11 protein-coding genes and 1 pseudogene are annotated in these 17,670 nt (G+C 56.7%); 3 read left to right on the forward strand and 9 right to left on the reverse strand.

Annotated features, from left to right (window positions below; all coding sequences use genetic code 11):
• Positions 1–104 precede the first annotated feature (104 nt).
• From A4E19_03885 to A4E19_03900, 4 genes are all read right to left on the reverse strand, one after another.
• A complete protein-coding gene (locus tag A4E19_03885; protein OQW33538.1) occupies positions 105–1,499 on the reverse strand; it encodes a hypothetical protein in 1,395 nt (464 codons plus the stop codon).
• A 63-nt stretch (positions 1,500–1,562) separates the two neighbouring features.
• A complete protein-coding gene (locus A4E19_03890) occupies positions 1,563–4,898 on the reverse strand; it encodes a multidrug transporter AcrB (GenBank protein ID OQW33539.1) in 3,336 nt (1,111 codons plus the stop codon).
• Entirely contained in the window at positions 4,895–5,989 is a 1,095-nt protein-coding gene (locus tag A4E19_03895; protein OQW33540.1) for a hypothetical protein, read from the reverse strand. Before A4E19_03895 ends, A4E19_03890 begins: the two co-directional genes overlap by 4 nt.
• A 364-nt stretch (positions 5,990–6,353) precedes the next feature.
• A complete protein-coding gene (locus tag A4E19_03900) occupies positions 6,354–8,297 on the reverse strand; it encodes a Fis family transcriptional regulator (GenBank protein ID OQW33541.1) in 1,944 nt (647 codons plus the stop codon).
• A 32-nt stretch (positions 8,298–8,329) separates the two neighbouring features.
• On the opposite strand from A4E19_03900, the gene A4E19_03905 reads away from it, so the two are divergent.
• Positions 8,330–9,136 carry a hypothetical protein gene (locus tag A4E19_03905; GenBank protein ID OQW33542.1) on the forward strand — a complete coding sequence of 269 codons (807 nt, stop codon included), beginning with the start codon at positions 8,330–8,332 and terminating at the stop codon, positions 9,134–9,136.
• Positions 9,137–9,544: 408 nt separating this feature from the next.
• Entirely contained in the window at positions 9,545–10,741 is a 1,197-nt protein-coding gene (locus A4E19_03910) for a hypothetical protein (protein ID OQW33655.1), read from the forward strand.
• A 25-nt stretch (positions 10,742–10,766) separates the two neighbouring features.
• Here the strand turns inward: A4E19_03910 and A4E19_03915 are convergent, their stop codons facing one another.
• The 3 genes from A4E19_03915 to A4E19_03925 are packed head-to-tail and all read right to left on the reverse strand — an operon-like array spanning position 10,767 to position 14,256.
• Positions 10,767–12,227 (reverse strand): hypothetical protein, encoded by a 1,461-nt coding sequence (locus A4E19_03915; protein OQW33543.1) that lies wholly within the window; start codon positions 12,225–12,227, stop codon positions 10,767–10,769.
• 17 nt (positions 12,228–12,244) lie between these two features.
• Positions 12,245–13,192, reverse strand: coding sequence for a ferrochelatase (locus tag A4E19_03920; GenBank protein OQW33544.1), 948 nt, complete (start codon positions 13,190–13,192; stop codon positions 12,245–12,247).
• A 38-nt stretch (positions 13,193–13,230) separates the two neighbouring features.
• On the reverse strand, positions 13,231–14,256 hold the full coding sequence (locus tag A4E19_03925; GenBank protein OQW33545.1) for a uroporphyrinogen decarboxylase: 1,026 nt from the start codon (positions 14,254–14,256) through the stop codon (positions 13,231–13,233).
• A gap of 282 nt (positions 14,257–14,538) precedes the next feature.
• Between A4E19_03925 and A4E19_03930 the strand changes: the two are divergent.
• Positions 14,539–15,477: pseudogene (locus A4E19_03930) on the forward strand (stearoyl-CoA 9-desaturase).
• Between the two features lie 113 nt (positions 15,478–15,590).
• Here the strand turns inward: A4E19_03930 and A4E19_03935 are convergent.
• Both A4E19_03935 and A4E19_03940 read right to left on the reverse strand, forming a co-directional pair.
• Entirely contained in the window at positions 15,591–16,061 is a 471-nt protein-coding gene (locus tag A4E19_03935; GenBank protein ID OQW33546.1) for a hypothetical protein, read from the reverse strand.
• A 22-nt stretch (positions 16,062–16,083) separates the two neighbouring features.
• A complete protein-coding gene (locus A4E19_03940; GenBank protein OQW33547.1) occupies positions 16,084–16,908 on the reverse strand; it encodes a hypothetical protein in 825 nt (274 codons plus the stop codon).
• Positions 16,909–17,670: the final 762 nt, after the last annotated feature.

Genomic DNA, 17,670 nt, shown 5'->3' on the forward strand with positions numbered 1-17,670 from the left:
CGGATCTGAACGCATTGAGGCATTGAGTTTGGGAACTTACTCTTTCTTTACGCGATCACCACTCGCCGACTGACTCACGACGGCATTCCACTTTCGACGTGCCGTTAGAGCACCTTCTCGATCTCGCCCTTAGCCCGTGCGAGATTGATCCGCGAAGCATTGAAGCGAAACAGGGCTTCGATGTGGTTGTCCCTCGCCCGCGCCACGGACGTTTGAGCATTCGTTACTTCGATATTGGTTCCCAAGCCTGCGGTGAATCGATCACTCGCAAAGGCCAGTTCTTTCAGCGCCAATTCCAATCCTTTTTCGGCGACTGCCACCTGCTGTGTTGACGACTCCAGCATGAGAAGTGCTTGACGGACCTCAAGCGTGACTTGATCCGATATGTCCTTCATGCGGATCGATTCCTGCCTCACTCGGCTCCGGGTTTCCGAAATACGGCTTTCCCGCTGGCCTCCGTCGAAGATCGGAATCGAGAACAACAACCCAATTGAGCGAGTCGCCAGCGCGTCTTCCGGCTTCACCCCAATCCATCCGTAATCACCGGTCAGCGAGAGTGCCGGCAATCGTTCGCTCATCACGGAACTGAGGCTCAGCGCTATCAACTTCTGGCGGCTCTCTTGCGCTCTCAATTCAACTCGCTGTTCGCGCGCGGTCGTGAGAGCCGTCTCCGTGCGTTCAGGCTCCGCCGGTATGAACTTCAGCTCATCGGTCAACGTTAACTGCACGTCGAACGTGATACCAAGGGCACGGATGACGTTGAGACGTGCACTTTCCTGCTCATTCTGCGAAACGAGCAGCCGTTGCCTATTGTTCTCCAGTTGAACTTCCTCTCTGGTCACATCCAACCCCGTGGCAATACCTGCCGCTTTGCGGTCCCTTGCCAGTTTCAGCAGTTGCCGACTGAGCTCGATATCCGCCTCACGCGCCTTCACCGCTTCATCGGCCCGTAACGCCTCGATATAGAGCAGTCCGACCATCGCCATCACGTCGCGCTTCGTGACCTCCGCTTCCAAACCGGCCACATCGACGCCGGTTTTCGCGGCGCGCCACCGCTGAATGAGGCTGAGGCTGAAAATGTTCTGAACCAAGGTGGCCCGCGCATCATAGACTTCGAACGGTTCCGTCACACTGCGAGTTAATCCCAAACCGGAGAGCCGGTCGGCAGGAAGTCCGAAGGCGGCGAGATTGACCGTTTGGTTCCGGCCGTTCACATATCCGGATACATTCGGAAGCAAGGCTCCAAAACTGGCATCGGCTTGAGCCTGCACTGCGGCGATGCGCTCTTTTAGCAAGCGAACGTTGAGGTTGTTGTCGACGGCCGCCTGAATAGCCTCACGTAGGCTGAGCCGAAGTTCAGGGAAGACCAATCGCGTCGGATTTTCAAGACTGACCATTCCGCCAGTCTCACCCCAGAGGTCAACGGAAGGCAAACACAACAAGGCAACAAGCAATCCGATCGTGAAACGGAGGGATTTTATCCTTTGGAGCAACACCATGACGGTTCACCATGTCCTACAGAGGGAACATGCAACCACTGGGAGAAAGCCATATTCGCTTGTTCACACCGGAACTCCTTCTGCCCGCACGCGATGCATGACCGCTTCTCCATTACCTACCGCAATTGTCACGGCGGGGCGGCTGGATTGGGCCGTTTGTCCAATAACGCGATAGTAGAGCAAGGGAATGACGAACAGTGTGAGCATCGTCGAAGCGCCTACGCCAAACAGGAGCGAGACAGCCAGCCCTTGGAAGATCGGATCAAGAATGATCACGAAGGCGCCCACCATGAGGGCAGCGGCGGTCAAGAGGATCGGTCTCATACGAATCACGCCGGCCTTCATCACCGCCTCCAGCAACGGAACACCAGCACGCTCTTGAATCTGGATGAAATCTACGAGCAAAATCGAGTTTCGGACGATGATGCCGGCGAGCGCGATGAAGCCGATGATCGACGGAGCCGTGAAATATGATCCTGTCAACCAATGTCCCGGTAGAATGCCGATCAGCGTGAGTGGAATCGGAGCCATGATGATCAGCGGCGTCAGAAAGGATTGAAACTGCCCGACAATCAGGAGGTAAATCAGCAACATCGCCACGGAAAAGGCGATGCCCATGTCGCGAAACGTCTCATAGGTGATCTGCCATTCTCCATCCCATTTCATTGAGAGCTTATCTTCCGACCAGGGTTGGGAGGTGTAATATTGTTCGATCCGGTACCCTTCTGTTGGCCGATAGTCTTCCAGCTGCTTTCCAACTCCCAGCACACCGAACACGGGACTCTCCGCCTTCTCTGCGCCTGGTCCTCCTACGTCGGCCGTCACATACACCACGGCTTTCTGGTTCTTATGATAAATCGCTTTATCCTGCACCGTCTGTTCGACCGTGAGCAGTTCGGAGAGCTGGACGATCCCACCGCTCTTCGTTCTCAGTCCGAGTTCTCCGATATGTTCGAGCCCCGTTCTCTCCGCTAGCGGGAGGCGCAGTACGATGTGCACCGGACTCTTCTCCTTTGAAATGTGGACAAGTCCGATCTTTGCCCCCTCGAATGCCATGCGTAACGTGTGGACAATCTCCTCGGAAGGAATTCCAGCGAGGGCCGCTTTTGCCTGATCGACCGTGAAGACATACCTCACCTGATCTGCCTCGACAGAGTCGTCGACATCGACAACCCCTTGCGTAGACTCGAACAACGTACGTACCTCACTCGCGACGGCAAGTTGCCGACCATAGTCGGGCCCGTAAATCTCCGCCACAAGCACTGATTGCACAGGCGGACCTGGCGGCACTTCGACAACTTTGACATTGGCGCCGTACTGATGCGCGATCTCTTGAATCGAGGGATGCATCCGTTGTGCGATGTCATGGCTCTGAGCCGTCCGTCCAGTCTTGGGTACCAAGTTGATCTGAATATCCGCCTCGTGCGGAAGCGACCGCAGAAAATAGTGGCGCATCAGCCCGTTGAAGTTGAAAGGGGACGCCGTGCCGACGTAGGCCTGGTAGTCTCGCACCTCGGGAAGGGTTCGGACATATTGCGTCAAGGCCTTCGTGGCTCGGGCGGTTTCCTCCAGCGTCGTCCCTTCCGGCATATCGATCACCAACTGAATCTCGCTCTTGTTGTCGAACGGCAGCATCTTCATGACCACATGACGTGTGTAAAACAAGAGGCATGAGCCCGCCAGTAAGAGCGTGACCACGCCCAAGAACGTATAGGCCAACAACGGCCTCGTCAGCAGCGGAGAGAGGATTCGGCGATAGAGGCGCGCCGTGAAGCCAGTTTCATGTTCTTCATGATCAACTCCTCCGGCATCAACCATGGGACGGTACCAGGTTCGGTAGAACCACGGAATCACCACGAAAGCGACGAGCAGGGAAAAGAACATGGCGATAGAGGCATTGATCGGAATCGGCCTCATGTAGGGACCTATCAAACCGGATATGAAGGCTATCGGAAGAAGCGAGGCGATGACGGTGAAGGTGGCCAAGATCGTCGGGTTTCCAACTTCATCGACGGCATAGACCGCCGCTTCGTCATGGGGACGAAGGCGTAGCCGCAGATGCCGGTACGTGTTCTCGACGACGACAATGGCATCGTCGACCAAGATGCCGGTGGAGAAGATCAGGGCAAAGAGCGTTGCACGGTTGATCGTGTAGCCAATGAGCATGGATGAAAACAGCGTCAAGGCGAGGGTGAGCGGAATCGCGATAGACACAACAAAGGCCGGGCGCGGCCCCAACGCAACGCCGAGAAAGAGGACCACGGCGACGACGGCGATGAGCAGGTGCCAGAGCAAGTCGTTGGCCTTCTCTTGCGCGGTCTCCCCATAGTCGCGCGTGATGGTCACGCGGACATCCGACGGAACCGTCACGCCTTTCATGGCTTCAACCTTTCGGATGACCTGCTCGGCCACGGCCACGGTATTGACTCCAGCCTGCTTGGCGATGGCCACGGTCACAGCCGGAAGCTCGTGAGGGGTACGGTGTGAAGTATTAGGAGTGTTATCCGTCTTTTTCACCTCACCCCTAACCCCTGACGCCTCACCAATTCCTTCACCGAACCAGACATAGCTCGTCGCTTCAGCCGGCCCGTCGATGATCTCCGCCACCTGCCGCAGATAGACCGGTCGTTGATCGCTCACACCGACGACCAGACCTTCCAGGTCTTTGCGCGATCGAATGAAGCGCCCGGTCTTCACGAGAAAGTTCTCATTGCGGCTGTCGAATCGGCCCGTCGGCAAGGCTTGATTCTCACCGCGAATGACCGCCGCGATTTGCAAGGGGGTTAGACCATAGGCCTTCAGCCTTGCAGGCTCTATTTGGACCCGTAGCTCTCGCGTCCGTCCGCCGACAATGAACCCCCCTGATGTGCCGGCAACCTTCTTGATCTCCTCCAACACCTGCTCGCCCAATTGATTCAATTCAAACTCGCCATACCGTTCGCTCGAGATGGTGATCGTCACGATGGGGATGTCGTTCACGTCCTTCGGCTTGACTACAAAGGGTTCAGCACCAGGTGGCAACAGGTCTTGATTCGACATCAGCTTGTCATAAAGATCGACCAGACTCTTTTCCATCGACTGACCGACGTAGAAGCGGACAATGATCATCGCCCCGTCCGGCCTTGAGACTGAATACACGTACTCCACACCTTTGATTTCCGATATCTTGTGCTCGAACGGCTTGGTCAGTTGTTCTTCGACGACTTGGGCGGAGGCACCGGGAAAGGGCAGCCAAACATCCGCCATGGGAACGACGATCTGCGGCTCTTCTTCACGTGGCGTGGCAATGACCGCGAATACGCCAAGCAGCAATGCCCCCGACATGATCAGCGGCGTGAGCTTGCTCCCGATGAAGAAGGCAGCGATACGGCCCGAAAGACCGAGGCGATAGTTCTTCATTGGTTACCCGTTTTCGAGTTTAACGTTTCAAGTAACAGAGCCCGCTCCCCGGAAACCTGGGCAAGAGAACTCGCACCTGTTGACCGTGGTAACTGACAAGGCACACGACATGGTGTCGGCACAGCGGGTGATGCCATAGCATCGACGATCTTGACGACGGCACCATCAATGCCCCTAGCGGCATCGCGCAGCACCACCTCGCCGATATTCACACCAGACAGGATTTCGACCTGCTGATCGAGCCGCCGACCGATTTTGACCCAGCGAAGGTGGGCGATCTGACCCGAGCCAACGGCATAGACGCTCGTGAGTTCACCGCGTTCGACGACGGCGGTCCGTGGCACGAGAATCGTTTTGCTCGTTCCTTTGCTTAATTGGAATCGTCCGAACATACCGGTCTTCAGCCCCGGCTCCACAGGCAAGTCCACTTTCACAATGAACGTGTGGGTTTGCGAATCGCCAGCCGGCATAATTTGACCTACAACGCCATCCAACGCTTGTTCACCCAAAGCGTCAATGACCACAGAAATCTTGTCTCCGTGAGAGACCGATCTCAAATCTCCCTCTGCCACGGTCGCGTGAAGCCGTAGCTGCCGTGGATTTTCCATTCTCAACAAGAGCTGCCCCGGCGAGGCCAATTCCCCTGCCTCCACCATTTTCTCGGTAATCACGCCGTCGAACGGCGCATTGACGGTCGTATAACTCAGCTGGGTAAGCACTGTCTTGCGGTTGGCTTCCGCGACCTTGTAGGCACGAGTCGCATTCTCCAGCTCTTGTTTTGAAACTGCATCTTGAGCGTACAACTGGTTCATGCGGTCGAGCTGCGCCTTCGTGTTTTCTAGCTCCGCAGTGGCACGGGCCAGATCGGCTTGTACGTCGCGGTTATCCAGCTGTAGAAGCGTCTGTCCCTTGACGACCGCGGTGCCTTCTCTAACGAACAGTGTGTCGATGGTTCCTTGGATACGGCTGGAAAGCGCAGCCTGAGAGATCGCCGTTACCTGACCGGTCGCTTCAATGCGAATCGGCGCCGAAGCGTATTTGATCTCGACAACTTCAGCCTGAATAGCCTCCTGTGAAGCAGCCGAAACCATCGCCGTGGTGAGCTGTTCCTTAGACCCGCAACCGACCAGGAGAAATGCTGCTGCGATTACACATCGTGTGGTCCTCATGTCTGATCGTGCTCCCATTCAAGTAAACCCGAATTTGACGTTCAGCTGCTTGCTGTACATGATTGTCTGTGCGCAAGCCCTAGAGCAGTATCGATGCCAGAACGATGAATCACTGATGTGATGGAATTTCAATATGTTGGACGGCGAAGGGGGACGGTGGAGTCGGTGAGGTTTCACGATTCGTGAAATCTCACGAAAGGAGTTTGTGACATTTCACAAATCTTCGTGAAGACAACGACGATAGAGTGAGGTCAGCGAGAAGTGACGAGTCGTGAAGAATATGAGGTCAGCTGGGTTTCTGAATCTTCAGCGCTTTCATGCGTGACGAAAGCGTGGAGGCGTTAAGTCCGAGTAATGAGGCCGCGCCCGTTTCACCGGACACTTTCCACTTGGCGGTCTCGAGGGCTTTTAGAATATTGGCTCGTTCCAATTCCTCGAGTTCCTTTGCTGAAAGAATCGTGTCGGGAAGAGACGCGGTTCTGGTCGCTGAAACTCCGTGAACTGAGGATGTCTCCGGCAAGGCCCGTTCGAGGTTGAGCTTGCCGGCTTCTGCCGTAATGACAGCCCGCTCAATCACATTTTGCAGCTCCCGCACGTTTCCAGGCCAATGATAGGTTTGAAGCCGCTGGGCGTCACCGGCAGTGAGTGGCGCGAGCGTCCGTCCCATTTTTGTAGCCAACCGTTGGGCAAAGACAGAGGCCAGACGTACCACATCGTCGCCGCGCTCGCGTAAGGGCGGCAGCCGGATCGGAAACACGTTCAGCCGGTAGTAGAGGTCCTCACGGAACATGCCCCCTTTGACCGCTGCGGCAAGGTTTCGATTGGTTGCGGCGAGCACACGTACGTGGACCTTCCTGGTCTTCGAACTGCCGACCGGGTCGAACTCGCCTTCTTGCAGCACGCGAAGCAATTTCGCTTGCAACTCAAGCGGCAATTCGCCGATTTCATCAAGAAAGATGGTCCCCTTGTCGGCCAACGCAAACCGACCTTCCCGCTTCTTGGTGGCCCCGGTAAAGGCGCCGGCCTCGTGGCCGAAGAATTCACTCTCGATCAATGTGGCAGGAATGGTGGCACAATTGACAATGACCAACGGTCGTTCGTGCCGGCCGCTGGCGGCATGGATGGCACGCGCGGCCAGTTCTTTACCGGTGCCGGTTTCACCCATGATTAAAACCGTCGTGTCCGTCGCTGCGACCTGAGTGATGTCGCGAAGCACTTGCCGGAGTGCCTGATGCTCACCGATCAACGTCCTGTCTTGATGCAGCGCATGCAGCTCTTCCCGTAAGAGTTCGGTTTCGACGGTGAGCGACTGAATTTTCTGCTCCGCTTCAAGGCGGTCATGCACGTTGCGGAGAATCAACGTCGTGAATTTTTGTCGACGCAACATGAAACGGGACAGCGACGCCTCAGCAGGAAACGGTTCGCCACCGGCACGGCAAGCAGTGAGTCCGCCTGGAATCCAACGCGATTGCTGCCCCTCCGGACGTCCGTCAAGCTCTGCAATCAAAGTTTCCAACCGGGCCACATCCTGGCGGCTCACAAATCTGGAAAAGCTTTGATCGATCATGTTGTTCGCTCGGCAAGAGAACGTTCTCTCCGCAGCAGTGTTTACATTGGTAATCTTGAGCTGATTATCCAACTCGATGATCGCATCCATGGCGCTGCCCAGGAGTCGACCGACTTTTTCCTCCCGTTCACACACCTCCGCTTCGGCCCGCAGCCGCCGCAATTCCGCTGCGGCTCTGGCGGCAAAGATCTGAAAGATCGCATGGACGCGCGGTTCTGCCGGAATCGGTCGCCGGTCAATCACCGCCAGATGTCCAAGAATGCTCCCGTCCGTGTCGAGGAGCGGTACACCCAGGTAACTCACGGCACCAACCGCTTTCATGTCCGGCTCATTGGGAAAGAGCTCAAGCAGTCGATCTGGAAAATGAACGAGTCGCCGCTTGTCGATCACCTCTTCGCAGGGAGAGCCCACAATGCCGACCTCATAATCCGGCACCCATTGACCGTCCATCCAGAACGCAAGAGCTCGAAGACGGCGCTCTTCGGGAAAGTATTCCGTCACCCAAGCTCCGTGCGTCCGCAGGACTTTAGCCAAATTCTGAACCAGTGCAGCGAAAAACCGTTGCCCGGTTTCCGTTGCAGTGCCTTCGAGGATCGCGCGCAAGGCCACGTCGGTTTCGAGGTCCTGGAGCGGTTTAGAAGAACCAATTGACTGGAGATCCATGGGGCAGAAGTATGAGGCGAGATGCCAGAGAGATGCAAGAGTTCCGGGCGCAAGTATCGGGAAGAGTTCTCTTGCACCAGTTGATTCGACCTCGTATGATGCGTCCCACCATGGAAACTGTCACCCGCGTCAAGACCAAAACGCCGACTTCCTATAAAATCACGGCCATCGAAGTCGATACCCACGACACGAAGACCTTTCGTTTCGAGCTGCCTGTCAACGCGACGCTGGACATGCTACCCGGTGACTTTCTGTACGTCCATGCCACGATCAACGGCAAAACTGTAAAACGGCCGTATACCCCGTCCTCGCTTGTCGGCGTCACGGGGTTCTTCGATCTCACCGTCAAGCGGTACGGGGCCGGTTCCGTCTCCAAGTACCTGCACGATCAGCGGATCGGAGATACCGTGTCGATGAGCGGGCCGAACACCGGTGGACATTGGGTCGATGGAATGGCGAAGCGCGTGGGATTCGTGGCCGGCGGCACCGGGATCACGCCGATGATTTCCATCATTCGCTGGATTCTGATCAACAAGAGCGATGCGGAGTTGTTCCTGATCTTTGCCAACAAAACGGAATCGGACATCATCTTCCGACAGGAGTGGGAACACAATGTCCGGGTCTATCCGAACTTTCATTGCCATCATGTATTGGAGCAACCGCCGCCCGGATGGACCGGCAGTACGGGGCGCGTCACCCTGGACATTCTCCGGCACCATCTTCCCGCTCCCGCTCCCGACACCTGCATTTTCCTCTGTGGTCCGCCGCCGATGGTGGACAGTCTCGAGTCCACGCTGAAGGAGTTAGGCTACCCTGAACAAACGATTATTCTCCCCTAACATCTTGTTCGCCGATCGGACCACTGGCGCACTCTTCCTCAGCCTGTCCCTCCACTGTGCCGACTTTTTCCTCAAATTTCCACGTCTTCCTCCAGAACCATTCTCATAACCCCTCAATTTATCTTGCCCCTTGCGGGCACGTTCTTCGCTTGATGCCACGGCACAGTCTTACACGACATCCGTCTCGATACATACCGTCGTCCATGCTGGAGCTCATTGGAAACTCCCCAGGGATTTACCTAAACTACATTCATTTACAATGTCTGTACGTTACAGCTTAGGATCTTTCATAATTCAATATCTGCGGGAGGAATTCCCGTTCTAGCCCCACGGGAGGTCAATATGTCGCAGAGCAGCTTATTGTTTCGCGCAACGCGCAAGGTTCTTGATAAGACACTGAGCCACGGGATTCGGCGATTGGCCGAAAGGGTTCGAGCGAAGGGTGGCCAACCACTTGACCTTATCCTTCCCGACGGTTCGCGGTTCAACTTCGGCCAAGAACCTCGCGTCGTGATGGCGATACGCGATCCAGACGTGCTGCCGCTATTGACCCATCCGACACTAGGCGGACTCGGCGAAGCCTTCGTCCATGGGCGTATCGATATCGACGGTGACATTATGTCCGTGATCGCGGGCGCGGAACGCCTCGTCGCGGCCGGTGGCTCACCGGCAACGAGCCGAATTCCTGCATCGGCCTCACGCCATACGCCCAAGCAGGACCTTGACGCTATCAAACGGCACTACGACGTCGGTAATGAGTTTTATCGGCTGTGGCTCGATGAGCGCATGGTCTATTCCTGCGCGTATTTTGAGACGGGCGAGGAAACGATCGACGCCGCGCAGGTAGCCAAGCTCGATCATATCTGCCGCAAGTTACGCCTTCAGCCCGGTGAACGGTTTCTTGACATCGGCTGTGGTTGGGGAGGATTGATTCTGCATGCCGCGCAGCATTACGGGGTACGAGCCGTGGGCATTACTCTGTCGGGTACCCAGTTCGCCTTGGCTCAGGAACGTGTCGGAAAGGCAGGACTGAGCGGACGCGTTGAAGTCCTATTTTTAGACTATCGAGATACCTTGTCCCGTTTCGGTGAAGGCACGTTCGACAAGGTGTCGAGCGTCGGCATGTTCGAGCACGTCGGCCAAAACAATTTTGCCGTCTACTTCGGCATTGTCCGACGGCTCCTGCGCGATCGCGGGCTGTTTCTGAACCACGGGATCACCACCCCTGATGCAGACGGACGCACGGTCGGTTCCGGAGTCAGTGAATTCATGGACAAGTATGTGTTCCCGCATACCGAACTCCCCCATCTCCATTCGGTCATCCAAGAGATGGCCAGACAGAACTTCGAGGTCTATGATGTGGAAAGTTTACGGCCTCACTACGCCCGAACACTTGCACAGTGGTCACGCAGACTTGAAGCACACTTGGGCGCTGCGGGGCAACTGGTCGGCGAGCGGACACTGCGTGTCTGGCGGACCTATTTGGCAGGCTCATCCCTTGCATTTTCACAAGGGTGGCTGAACATCTATCAGGTGTTGGCCAGCCGCCAGGAGACCGGAGGTCCGACCGAATTCCCGTTAACCAGAGCGTGGATGTATCACTGAGAATAACGGAAAAGAAGGTTGTCGTTTAACCTGACACTCGGCTCGTCTGAGATCGTCGTGTTCCACTCGTCCCTCCGACAAGATCCTGCACGACCCGTTCGGCCGCTACGGCCCCGTCACGGATACAGTCGGGAATGCCGACCCCACGATAACCTGCCCCGGTAAGAACCAGTCCGGGATACCGGCTCACGGCCGCCTCAAGTTGAGCCAATCGATCCAGGTGGCCGATCGTGTACTGTGGCATCGCCTTCCACCATCGATTCACTTCGACATAACCGGGTTCCACCCGGATACCACATACCCGAGCGAGTTCCTCTCTGACCGTCGCCGTCAGCGCCGCATCATCCAAGTGAAGAACATCCTCCCGCCCGACTCCACCGACATAGCAGCGCACCAACAGTCGATCCGCGGGCGCGCGATGCGGCCACTTCAGAGAGGTCCACGTCGCAGCGATAAGATGCCGTTGCTCCGTTCGCGGCACGATAAATCCGAACCCTTCGATTGCGCTCGTCACTGCCCGTGGGAACGCCATCGCCACGGTGGCGGTCGAGGCATAGGGAATCAAGTCCAACAGACCACCCGCGATCGGTGTCAACGGACGCAAGAGCTCCGCGGACACATAAGCAGGTGTCGCGAGGACGACACTTTCAGCCGCCAGCGTCGATCCATCACCAAGGATAAGGTCATACATCCAGCGACCCAATTCATGCGACCTCACTCTGAGCGCGTCGACTCGAGCACCCATCCGGAGGTCTATTCCCTGCCGCCTCAATCGAGCCGTCAAGGCGGCCACCAAATCGCCGAGACCGTTTTTCAAGCTCACAAACATCGTACGTCTCGGTTGGGCGGTTGAAACCGTCGAGGTGGCCTTCTTGGCGGCCATCATGCCGCGAACGACACTGCCGTGCCGTTGTTCCAGCTCAAAGAATCGCGGGAAGGTGGCGCGCAGGCTCATCTGCTCGGCATCGCCCGCATAGATTCCCGCCATCAACGGTTCCAAGACCCGCTCATACGCTTGCGCCCCAAACCGGCGCCGAAGAAAGGCGGCCAACGACTCATCTCCCGTCGAAGGACCCGGCGGAACAGCGAATTCCAACCCCATGCGGGCCAATCCGGTCCAGGTGAGCAACCCGCTTCGAAAGAAGGGCCCCAGTTGTTTCGGAACGAAGGAGAGTAACCCCTCAGGCAAGTCGTGCAGCCGCCCTCCATAGAGCACACAAGCCCTCTTTGCCGTCTCATTGGTATTGATCAATTGATCGGCGAGGCCGAGGTTCATGCAGAGATCGAGCCCGGCTTGTTTTTGGGAAAGAAACGAGTCCGGTCCCGCTTCCGTCACGATCTCGCCGACCCGGTGCGTGACGATCTTTCCTCCCCAGGAAGTATCGGATTCGAGGACGGTGCAGTGGATGGGAACGCTTGCTTGAGCGGCCTTCTCGTACAGAAAAAAGGCGGTGGTCAGACCGGAAATACCGCCGCCGACTATCACGACTGTACGTGGTCGAGTCACGGAAGACAGAGGGACGATTGGTGTGCTGACAACACGTCTTGCAGCGTCTCGATGAGTGCGGACGAGTCGTTCAGCATGGCGATGCGCTCGAGCTGTATGCCATTGGTCACGGCCAACTGCTTCAATTCGATATCGATATCGAACAAGGTCTCAACATGGTCACAGATAAACCCGATGGGCGCCACCAACAGATGCCGGTGTCCTCCCTGCCGGATCGTGTCCAGCATGGCTTCAACGGTTGGTCCAAGCCACGGTTCACCCGATCGCCCCTGGCTCTGATAGGCGAAGTACGTCGGTTGGTTCCCCAATGATCTAGTCACGGCCTCAACCGTACCCTTGACCTCGTCCGGATAAGGATCCTTCATCGCTAGAATTCGTTCCGGAAGGCTATGCGCGGTAAACAAGACCGGCACCGTTGTCCGCACATCGGAAGGAAACTTCTGGAGAGCTTGCCGAATGTTATCCACTATCGCCGCGATCAACCGGGGATGTCGGTTCCAACTGCCGACATAGGTCACCTCCGTGCGATCACCCAGCTCGGCACGAGCCTCTTCCACTTTCTTGCGATAGGCTCCGGTGCTCAAGGAGGACTGTTGTGGAGCCATGCACAAGCCAATGACCTGTTCCGGCGATTCCTTCAACAGCTCGGCGTACGTTTCTTTGATGAAGGGATGCCAATGCCGTAAACCGACATACACCTTGTACCGGCAGTTATCCGCGGCATTCAGTCGCTGCGCCAGTTTCTTCGCGACCTCCTGCGTGATGCCGACGGCCGGCGATTTTCCACCGGTGGCTCGGTATCGCTCCCGAATTTCCTCCACGAGCTCCGGGGGTGTCGGCCGCCCCCCGCGAACATCGCGCAAAAACGGCTCGACGTTGGCCAGGCAATCGGGCCCGCCCATCGCCATCAAAAGAACGGCTGTGTGACCTTGCAAACCAGACATGCGTCTTCGTCAGAGGATGCCTATCGAAGCCGATTACGCTAGCGTTGACTGAGTTTATGCACCATATCGATCGTCGCGGCCACGTGCTCGACCGGTGTCGTCGGCAGAATGCCATGACCCAGGTTGAAGATATGCCCGGGCCGCCCCCCGGCTCGTCGCAGAATATCCTCCACCCGGCGTTCGATCTCATGGAGCGGAGCAAACAAGACAAGCGGGTCTAAATTGCCTTGTACGGCATGATCATGCCCGACCATCGACCAAGCCTCGTCCAAATGAACCCGCCAATCGATCCCGATGACGTCGCCCCCGGCCTCGCGCATCTGTCGAAGGATGGCCGTTGTGCCCGTGCCGAAATGAATCATCGGCACGCCTTCCCGCTTGAGCCCGTCGAAAATCCGTTGGACATGCGGCATGACATATTCAGCATAATCGCCGGCAGACAGGCAGCCGACCCAACTATCGAAGAGCTGAATAGCTTGAGCGCCCGCCTGGATTTGTCGTCGGAGGTACCCCGTGAGCACGCGTGCAAACTTGTCCATCAGCCGATGCCAGGCGGTGGGATCGCCGTACATCATCTGCTTGGTGTGTAGATAGTTGCGCGACCCACCCCCTTCAATCGCATAGCTGGCAAGCGTGAACGGCGCACCGGCAAATCCGATCAACGGCACGCGTCCGTCGAGAGCGCGTCGCGTTTGTCGGATGGCCTCCGCCACATAATCGAGTTCGTCCCCGTCAATCACGTGAAGCCGATCCACCGCCGCACGATCGCGGACCGGATTGTGAATGACCGGCCCTTCTCCGGCGGCAAATTCCAGACTGATCCCCATCGGTTCCAACGGAAGCAAGATGTCGGCAAAAATGATGGCGGCATCGAGCGGAAATCGATCGATCGGCTGGAGGGTCACTTGCGTCGCAAGCTCCGGAGTCTTGCACATGTCCAGGATCGAATGTTTGGCGCGCAACGTCCGATACTCAGACATGTAGCGTCCGGCTTGGCGCATAAACCACACGGGCGTGCAATCGACAGGTTCTCGGCGACAGGCCTTGAGAAATCGATCGTTCATCGTAGCGGCATTCTAGAGACGCGCGAGGAGCGCTGTCAAACGGCCAAGTGACCGTTCCTTTATTTATTTGCAAGCTTGTCCATATGAGTGGACAGGGGCGATCAGTTCGGTACACTACAAATCGGCGGACAGTCACCCAAAAATCAGGTTTCACTTTCATGACGTTCTCTGTATAATAACGACCTAGCCATTTCCTGCACGACCAATCAGCTTAACGGGACCCCGGCTCCCTGTCTCCCACCACAGTGACTTGGCCGATCCCCCGACTTAGAGGAGAATTGTATGTCCGATGTGCAAACGCTTCGCCTGACCAAAGCCCAGGAATTTTGGTATTCCTTTCTGCGCTGGTTTGACTCCTGGGCCGGCCTTGAGCACACCAAAGTGGAGGGCCCCCCAAAAGTCGACTGGATCCGGAGTATTCCCTTTATTGCCGTCCATTTGATGTGTTTTGGAGTGTGGTGGGTCGGATGGAGCTGGACGGCGGTCGTCGTCGCGATCGCGTTCTATTTCATCCGCATGTTCGCCATCACCGGATGGTACCACCGCTACTTCTCGCATCGCACGTTCAAGACCTCCCGCACCGTGCAGTTTTTATTTGCTTTGTTGGGGGGAACCTGCGCACAACGCGGTCCCTTGTGGTGGGCAGGCCATCATCGACATCACCACATCGCGTCCGATACACCGGAGGATGTGCACTCCCCGCGCCAGGGGGGATTTCTCTGGTCCCACATGGGCTGGATTATGTCGCAGACCTTTTATGCGCCGCGTCTCAAGGGAATCGCCGATTTTGCAAAGTTTCCTGAGCTGCGGTTTCTCGACCGGTTCGACGTCCTCGTACCCACCATCACCGGTTTTGGCATGTTCGGTTTCGGCAAGCTGCTGGAGACCTATGCACCCGAACTCGGAACCAATGGTCCTCAGATGCTGATTTGGGGATTCTTTATCTCGACGGTGGCACTGTTTCATGGAACCTGCACCATCAATTCCTTGTCCCACGTCTATGGCTCACAACGGTACGAGACGGGTGACGACAGCCGAAACAACTTCTTCCTGGCCCTGATTACCATGGGAGAAGGTTGGCACAATAACCACCATTATTATCCGGCCGCGACAAGGCAAGGCTTCTATTGGTGGGAAATCGACATGACTTACTACTGTTTGAAAGGGCTTGAGTGGATGGGATTGGTCTGGGATATCCGGGGCGTTCCAGGGTATGTGCGCGAGGGGAAAACCAAACAGGATTCAGACCGCAGCGTGCTCAAAAAGAAAATCGACGCGGCCGTGAACACGGCGGAAATTTCGGCGCCGCCACCTCAACTGGAACTGACGCCTCCTTAGACCCAGTCCGAATCGCTGTCGGACCTTGGTCGGTCGGTCACTCGGTCGGCCAGGGTCTGACGAATTCGTCGACTTTCTTCATCGATTGCCTTCCGCTCTTCCTCCGATAACACCCATGCATCGCCGGCGCTCAACTCAAACCGGTAATGGTCCTTTCCGCGCGTAAACCACTCGACGTATGGGTGCGGTTCAAGATTGGGGTGCGGATCCAGCGAGATGAGATTCACCGTTCCAATCTGCGGGTTCGCCATGTCGCCGATGACCTGTCCTGCCATATCGTCATCTTCAAACCGGCTGTTGCGGAGTCCAATCACTTCTCCGGCGATGTCGGGCTTGAAATTCCCGCGCAAATAAAAATCCACCGGCCCGATCACGGCGAAGACAACCCGGCCTACAACGGTTCCCTCGACGCGATTGTCCAAGAATCCTTCGTGAACCCATCGGCCATTGCCGAACTTCTGCGCCATATCGGTCCTCCCTTGAGAGCGATCAGCCTCCGAACGCCCCGATGATCACCGCCAATAGAATCAACGCGCTCCCGATCCATCCTTGGATATCCATGGTTTCTCCGAGAAAGTACCAGGACAACCAGGCAGCGTACGCCGGCTCCGACGCGAACAATATCGCCACCTGCTGAGCCGGCACCAGCCGTTGCGCCCACATCTGAACGGCAAACGCCAGTGTGGCCAGCACCCCCGTGACGCCCAGGCCGGTCAATAAGACGGCCGTGGGTGAAAAAGCGCTCCGCGCCGTTTCTTCCCACCACGGCGCGGGAAGAAACAAGACCGTCATCGCCACCATCTGCCACACGAGGAGCGACGGCGCATCGACTTCGCGAGTGAACCGCTCGAGACAAATGATATGCCCGGCAAACGCGACGGCGCACCCCAGCGTCAGGAGATCCCCCAGATTCATCGCGGTGTCGGGTTTGACCAACAACCAGAGCCCGATCACCGCTATGACCGTCGCCCCCACCACCCGCCTGTCTATCCGCATCAGAATCAGCGGCACGAAGATCACGTACAACGCCGTCAGGAAAGCCGAGTTCGAGGCACTCGTATAACGGAGCCCGACCGTTTGCAACAGGTAGCCGAGAAAGAGAAAGACGGTGGTGAGGGCACTCGCGCTCAATACCGCACGATCACGGTGCAGTCGGCGGCCGTAGATCCTGAACCACAGCAGCACCAGTACAGTGCCAAGAAAAAATCGAAGCAACAAGAATGACAGCGGAGGGATCTGTTCAAGCGCGGCTTTGGTGGCCGGAAATGTTGCGCCCCATATGACGGTGGTCAAGAGAAGGGCAAGGCGCGGCATAATTCAATAGCGAATGTCGACGGGGAAAACAGAACGCTCCAACATTCACCATTGCAAGAACCGCTCACCATTGCAAGGCCCTCATGGTTTACACAGAGAACATCGCCGTTGCTCATTGGTCCCGGCCTGTTCCATAGCACGGAGCGCCCGCTCCTTGTCCGGATAGTCGAACCATCCTCCTTCCCAAAAGTCACTGGAGGTTATGGTTGAGGGAACCTCCGAACACCGATCTCGGTGGAGCGTCACACGGTCGATCGCACGGGCAATGTGAACCCAATAGATCATGCGAGACCCGTGAGGTGCCGGTGGTGAGGGGTGCCGACGATCCGACTAATCTTCCACCTCCTCGATCCGTACCGGCTCAGGGAAGGAGCTGCCACTCATCCTTTTCGATGAAGACCTTCACGCCGGTTTCCAATTTCTTGACGTCGTCCTTGTCGAAGAGCCTCATGTAGCGCTCGATTCGATCGTCGTCGTCGATTCGTTCCTCCTGCATCATGCCGTTATTGCCCTTGTACCGTCGAATCAGCACTGACATTGAAACCCCTCCTATGACGCTGGCAGTCTAGCCATGTAAGTTGGTACAATACCGACTTAACGTAAGCCGTTCAAGATCGCTTGGATGGGGCCTTCTTGTCAAGTACCAGAACGGCTCCTGTTTTTCAGTTTTTAATCTAAGTTTCTAGTGAAGGTTCCGAACCGCTGAACGAAAAGGACGCGATCCGTGCCACTCTACGAATACCGGTGTGAGCAATGTGAGAA

This window comes from Nitrospira sp. SG-bin1, from assembly GCA_002083365.1.
Taxonomy (GTDB): domain Bacteria; phylum Nitrospirota; class Nitrospiria; order Nitrospirales; family Nitrospiraceae; genus Nitrospira_D.

What these genes read in the sequence shown, in the direction of transcription:
- A4E19_03885 (OQW33538.1), bottom strand. Translation starts at nt 1,499, where the DNA reads ATGGTGTTGCTCCAAAGGATAAAATCCCTCCGTTTCACGATCGGATTG.
- A4E19_03890 (OQW33539.1), bottom strand. Translation starts at nt 4,898, where the DNA reads ATGAAGAACTATCGCCTCGGTCTTTCGGGCCGTATCGCTGCCTTCTTC.
- A4E19_03895 (OQW33540.1), bottom strand. Translation starts at nt 5,989, where the DNA reads ATGGTTTCGGCTGCTTCACAGGAGGCTATTCAGGCTGAAGTTGTCGAG.
- A4E19_03900 (OQW33541.1), bottom strand. Translation starts at nt 8,297, where the DNA reads ATGGATCTCCAGTCAATTGGTTCTTCTAAACCGCTCCAGGACCTCGAA.
- A4E19_03905 (OQW33542.1), top strand. Translation starts at nt 8,330, where the DNA reads ATGCAAGAGTTCCGGGCGCAAGTATCGGGAAGAGTTCTCTTGCACCAG.
- A4E19_03920 (OQW33544.1), bottom strand. Translation starts at nt 13,192, where the DNA reads ATGTCTGGTTTGCAAGGTCACACAGCCGTTCTTTTGATGGCGATGGGC.
- A4E19_03925 (OQW33545.1), bottom strand. Translation starts at nt 14,256, where the DNA reads ATGAACGATCGATTTCTCAAGGCCTGTCGCCGAGAACCTGTCGATTGC.
- A4E19_03935 (OQW33546.1), bottom strand. Translation starts at nt 16,061, where the DNA reads ATGGCGCAGAAGTTCGGCAATGGCCGATGGGTTCACGAAGGATTCTTG.
- A4E19_03940 (OQW33547.1), bottom strand. Translation starts at nt 16,908, where the DNA reads ATGCCGCGCCTTGCCCTTCTCTTGACCACCGTCATATGGGGCGCAACA.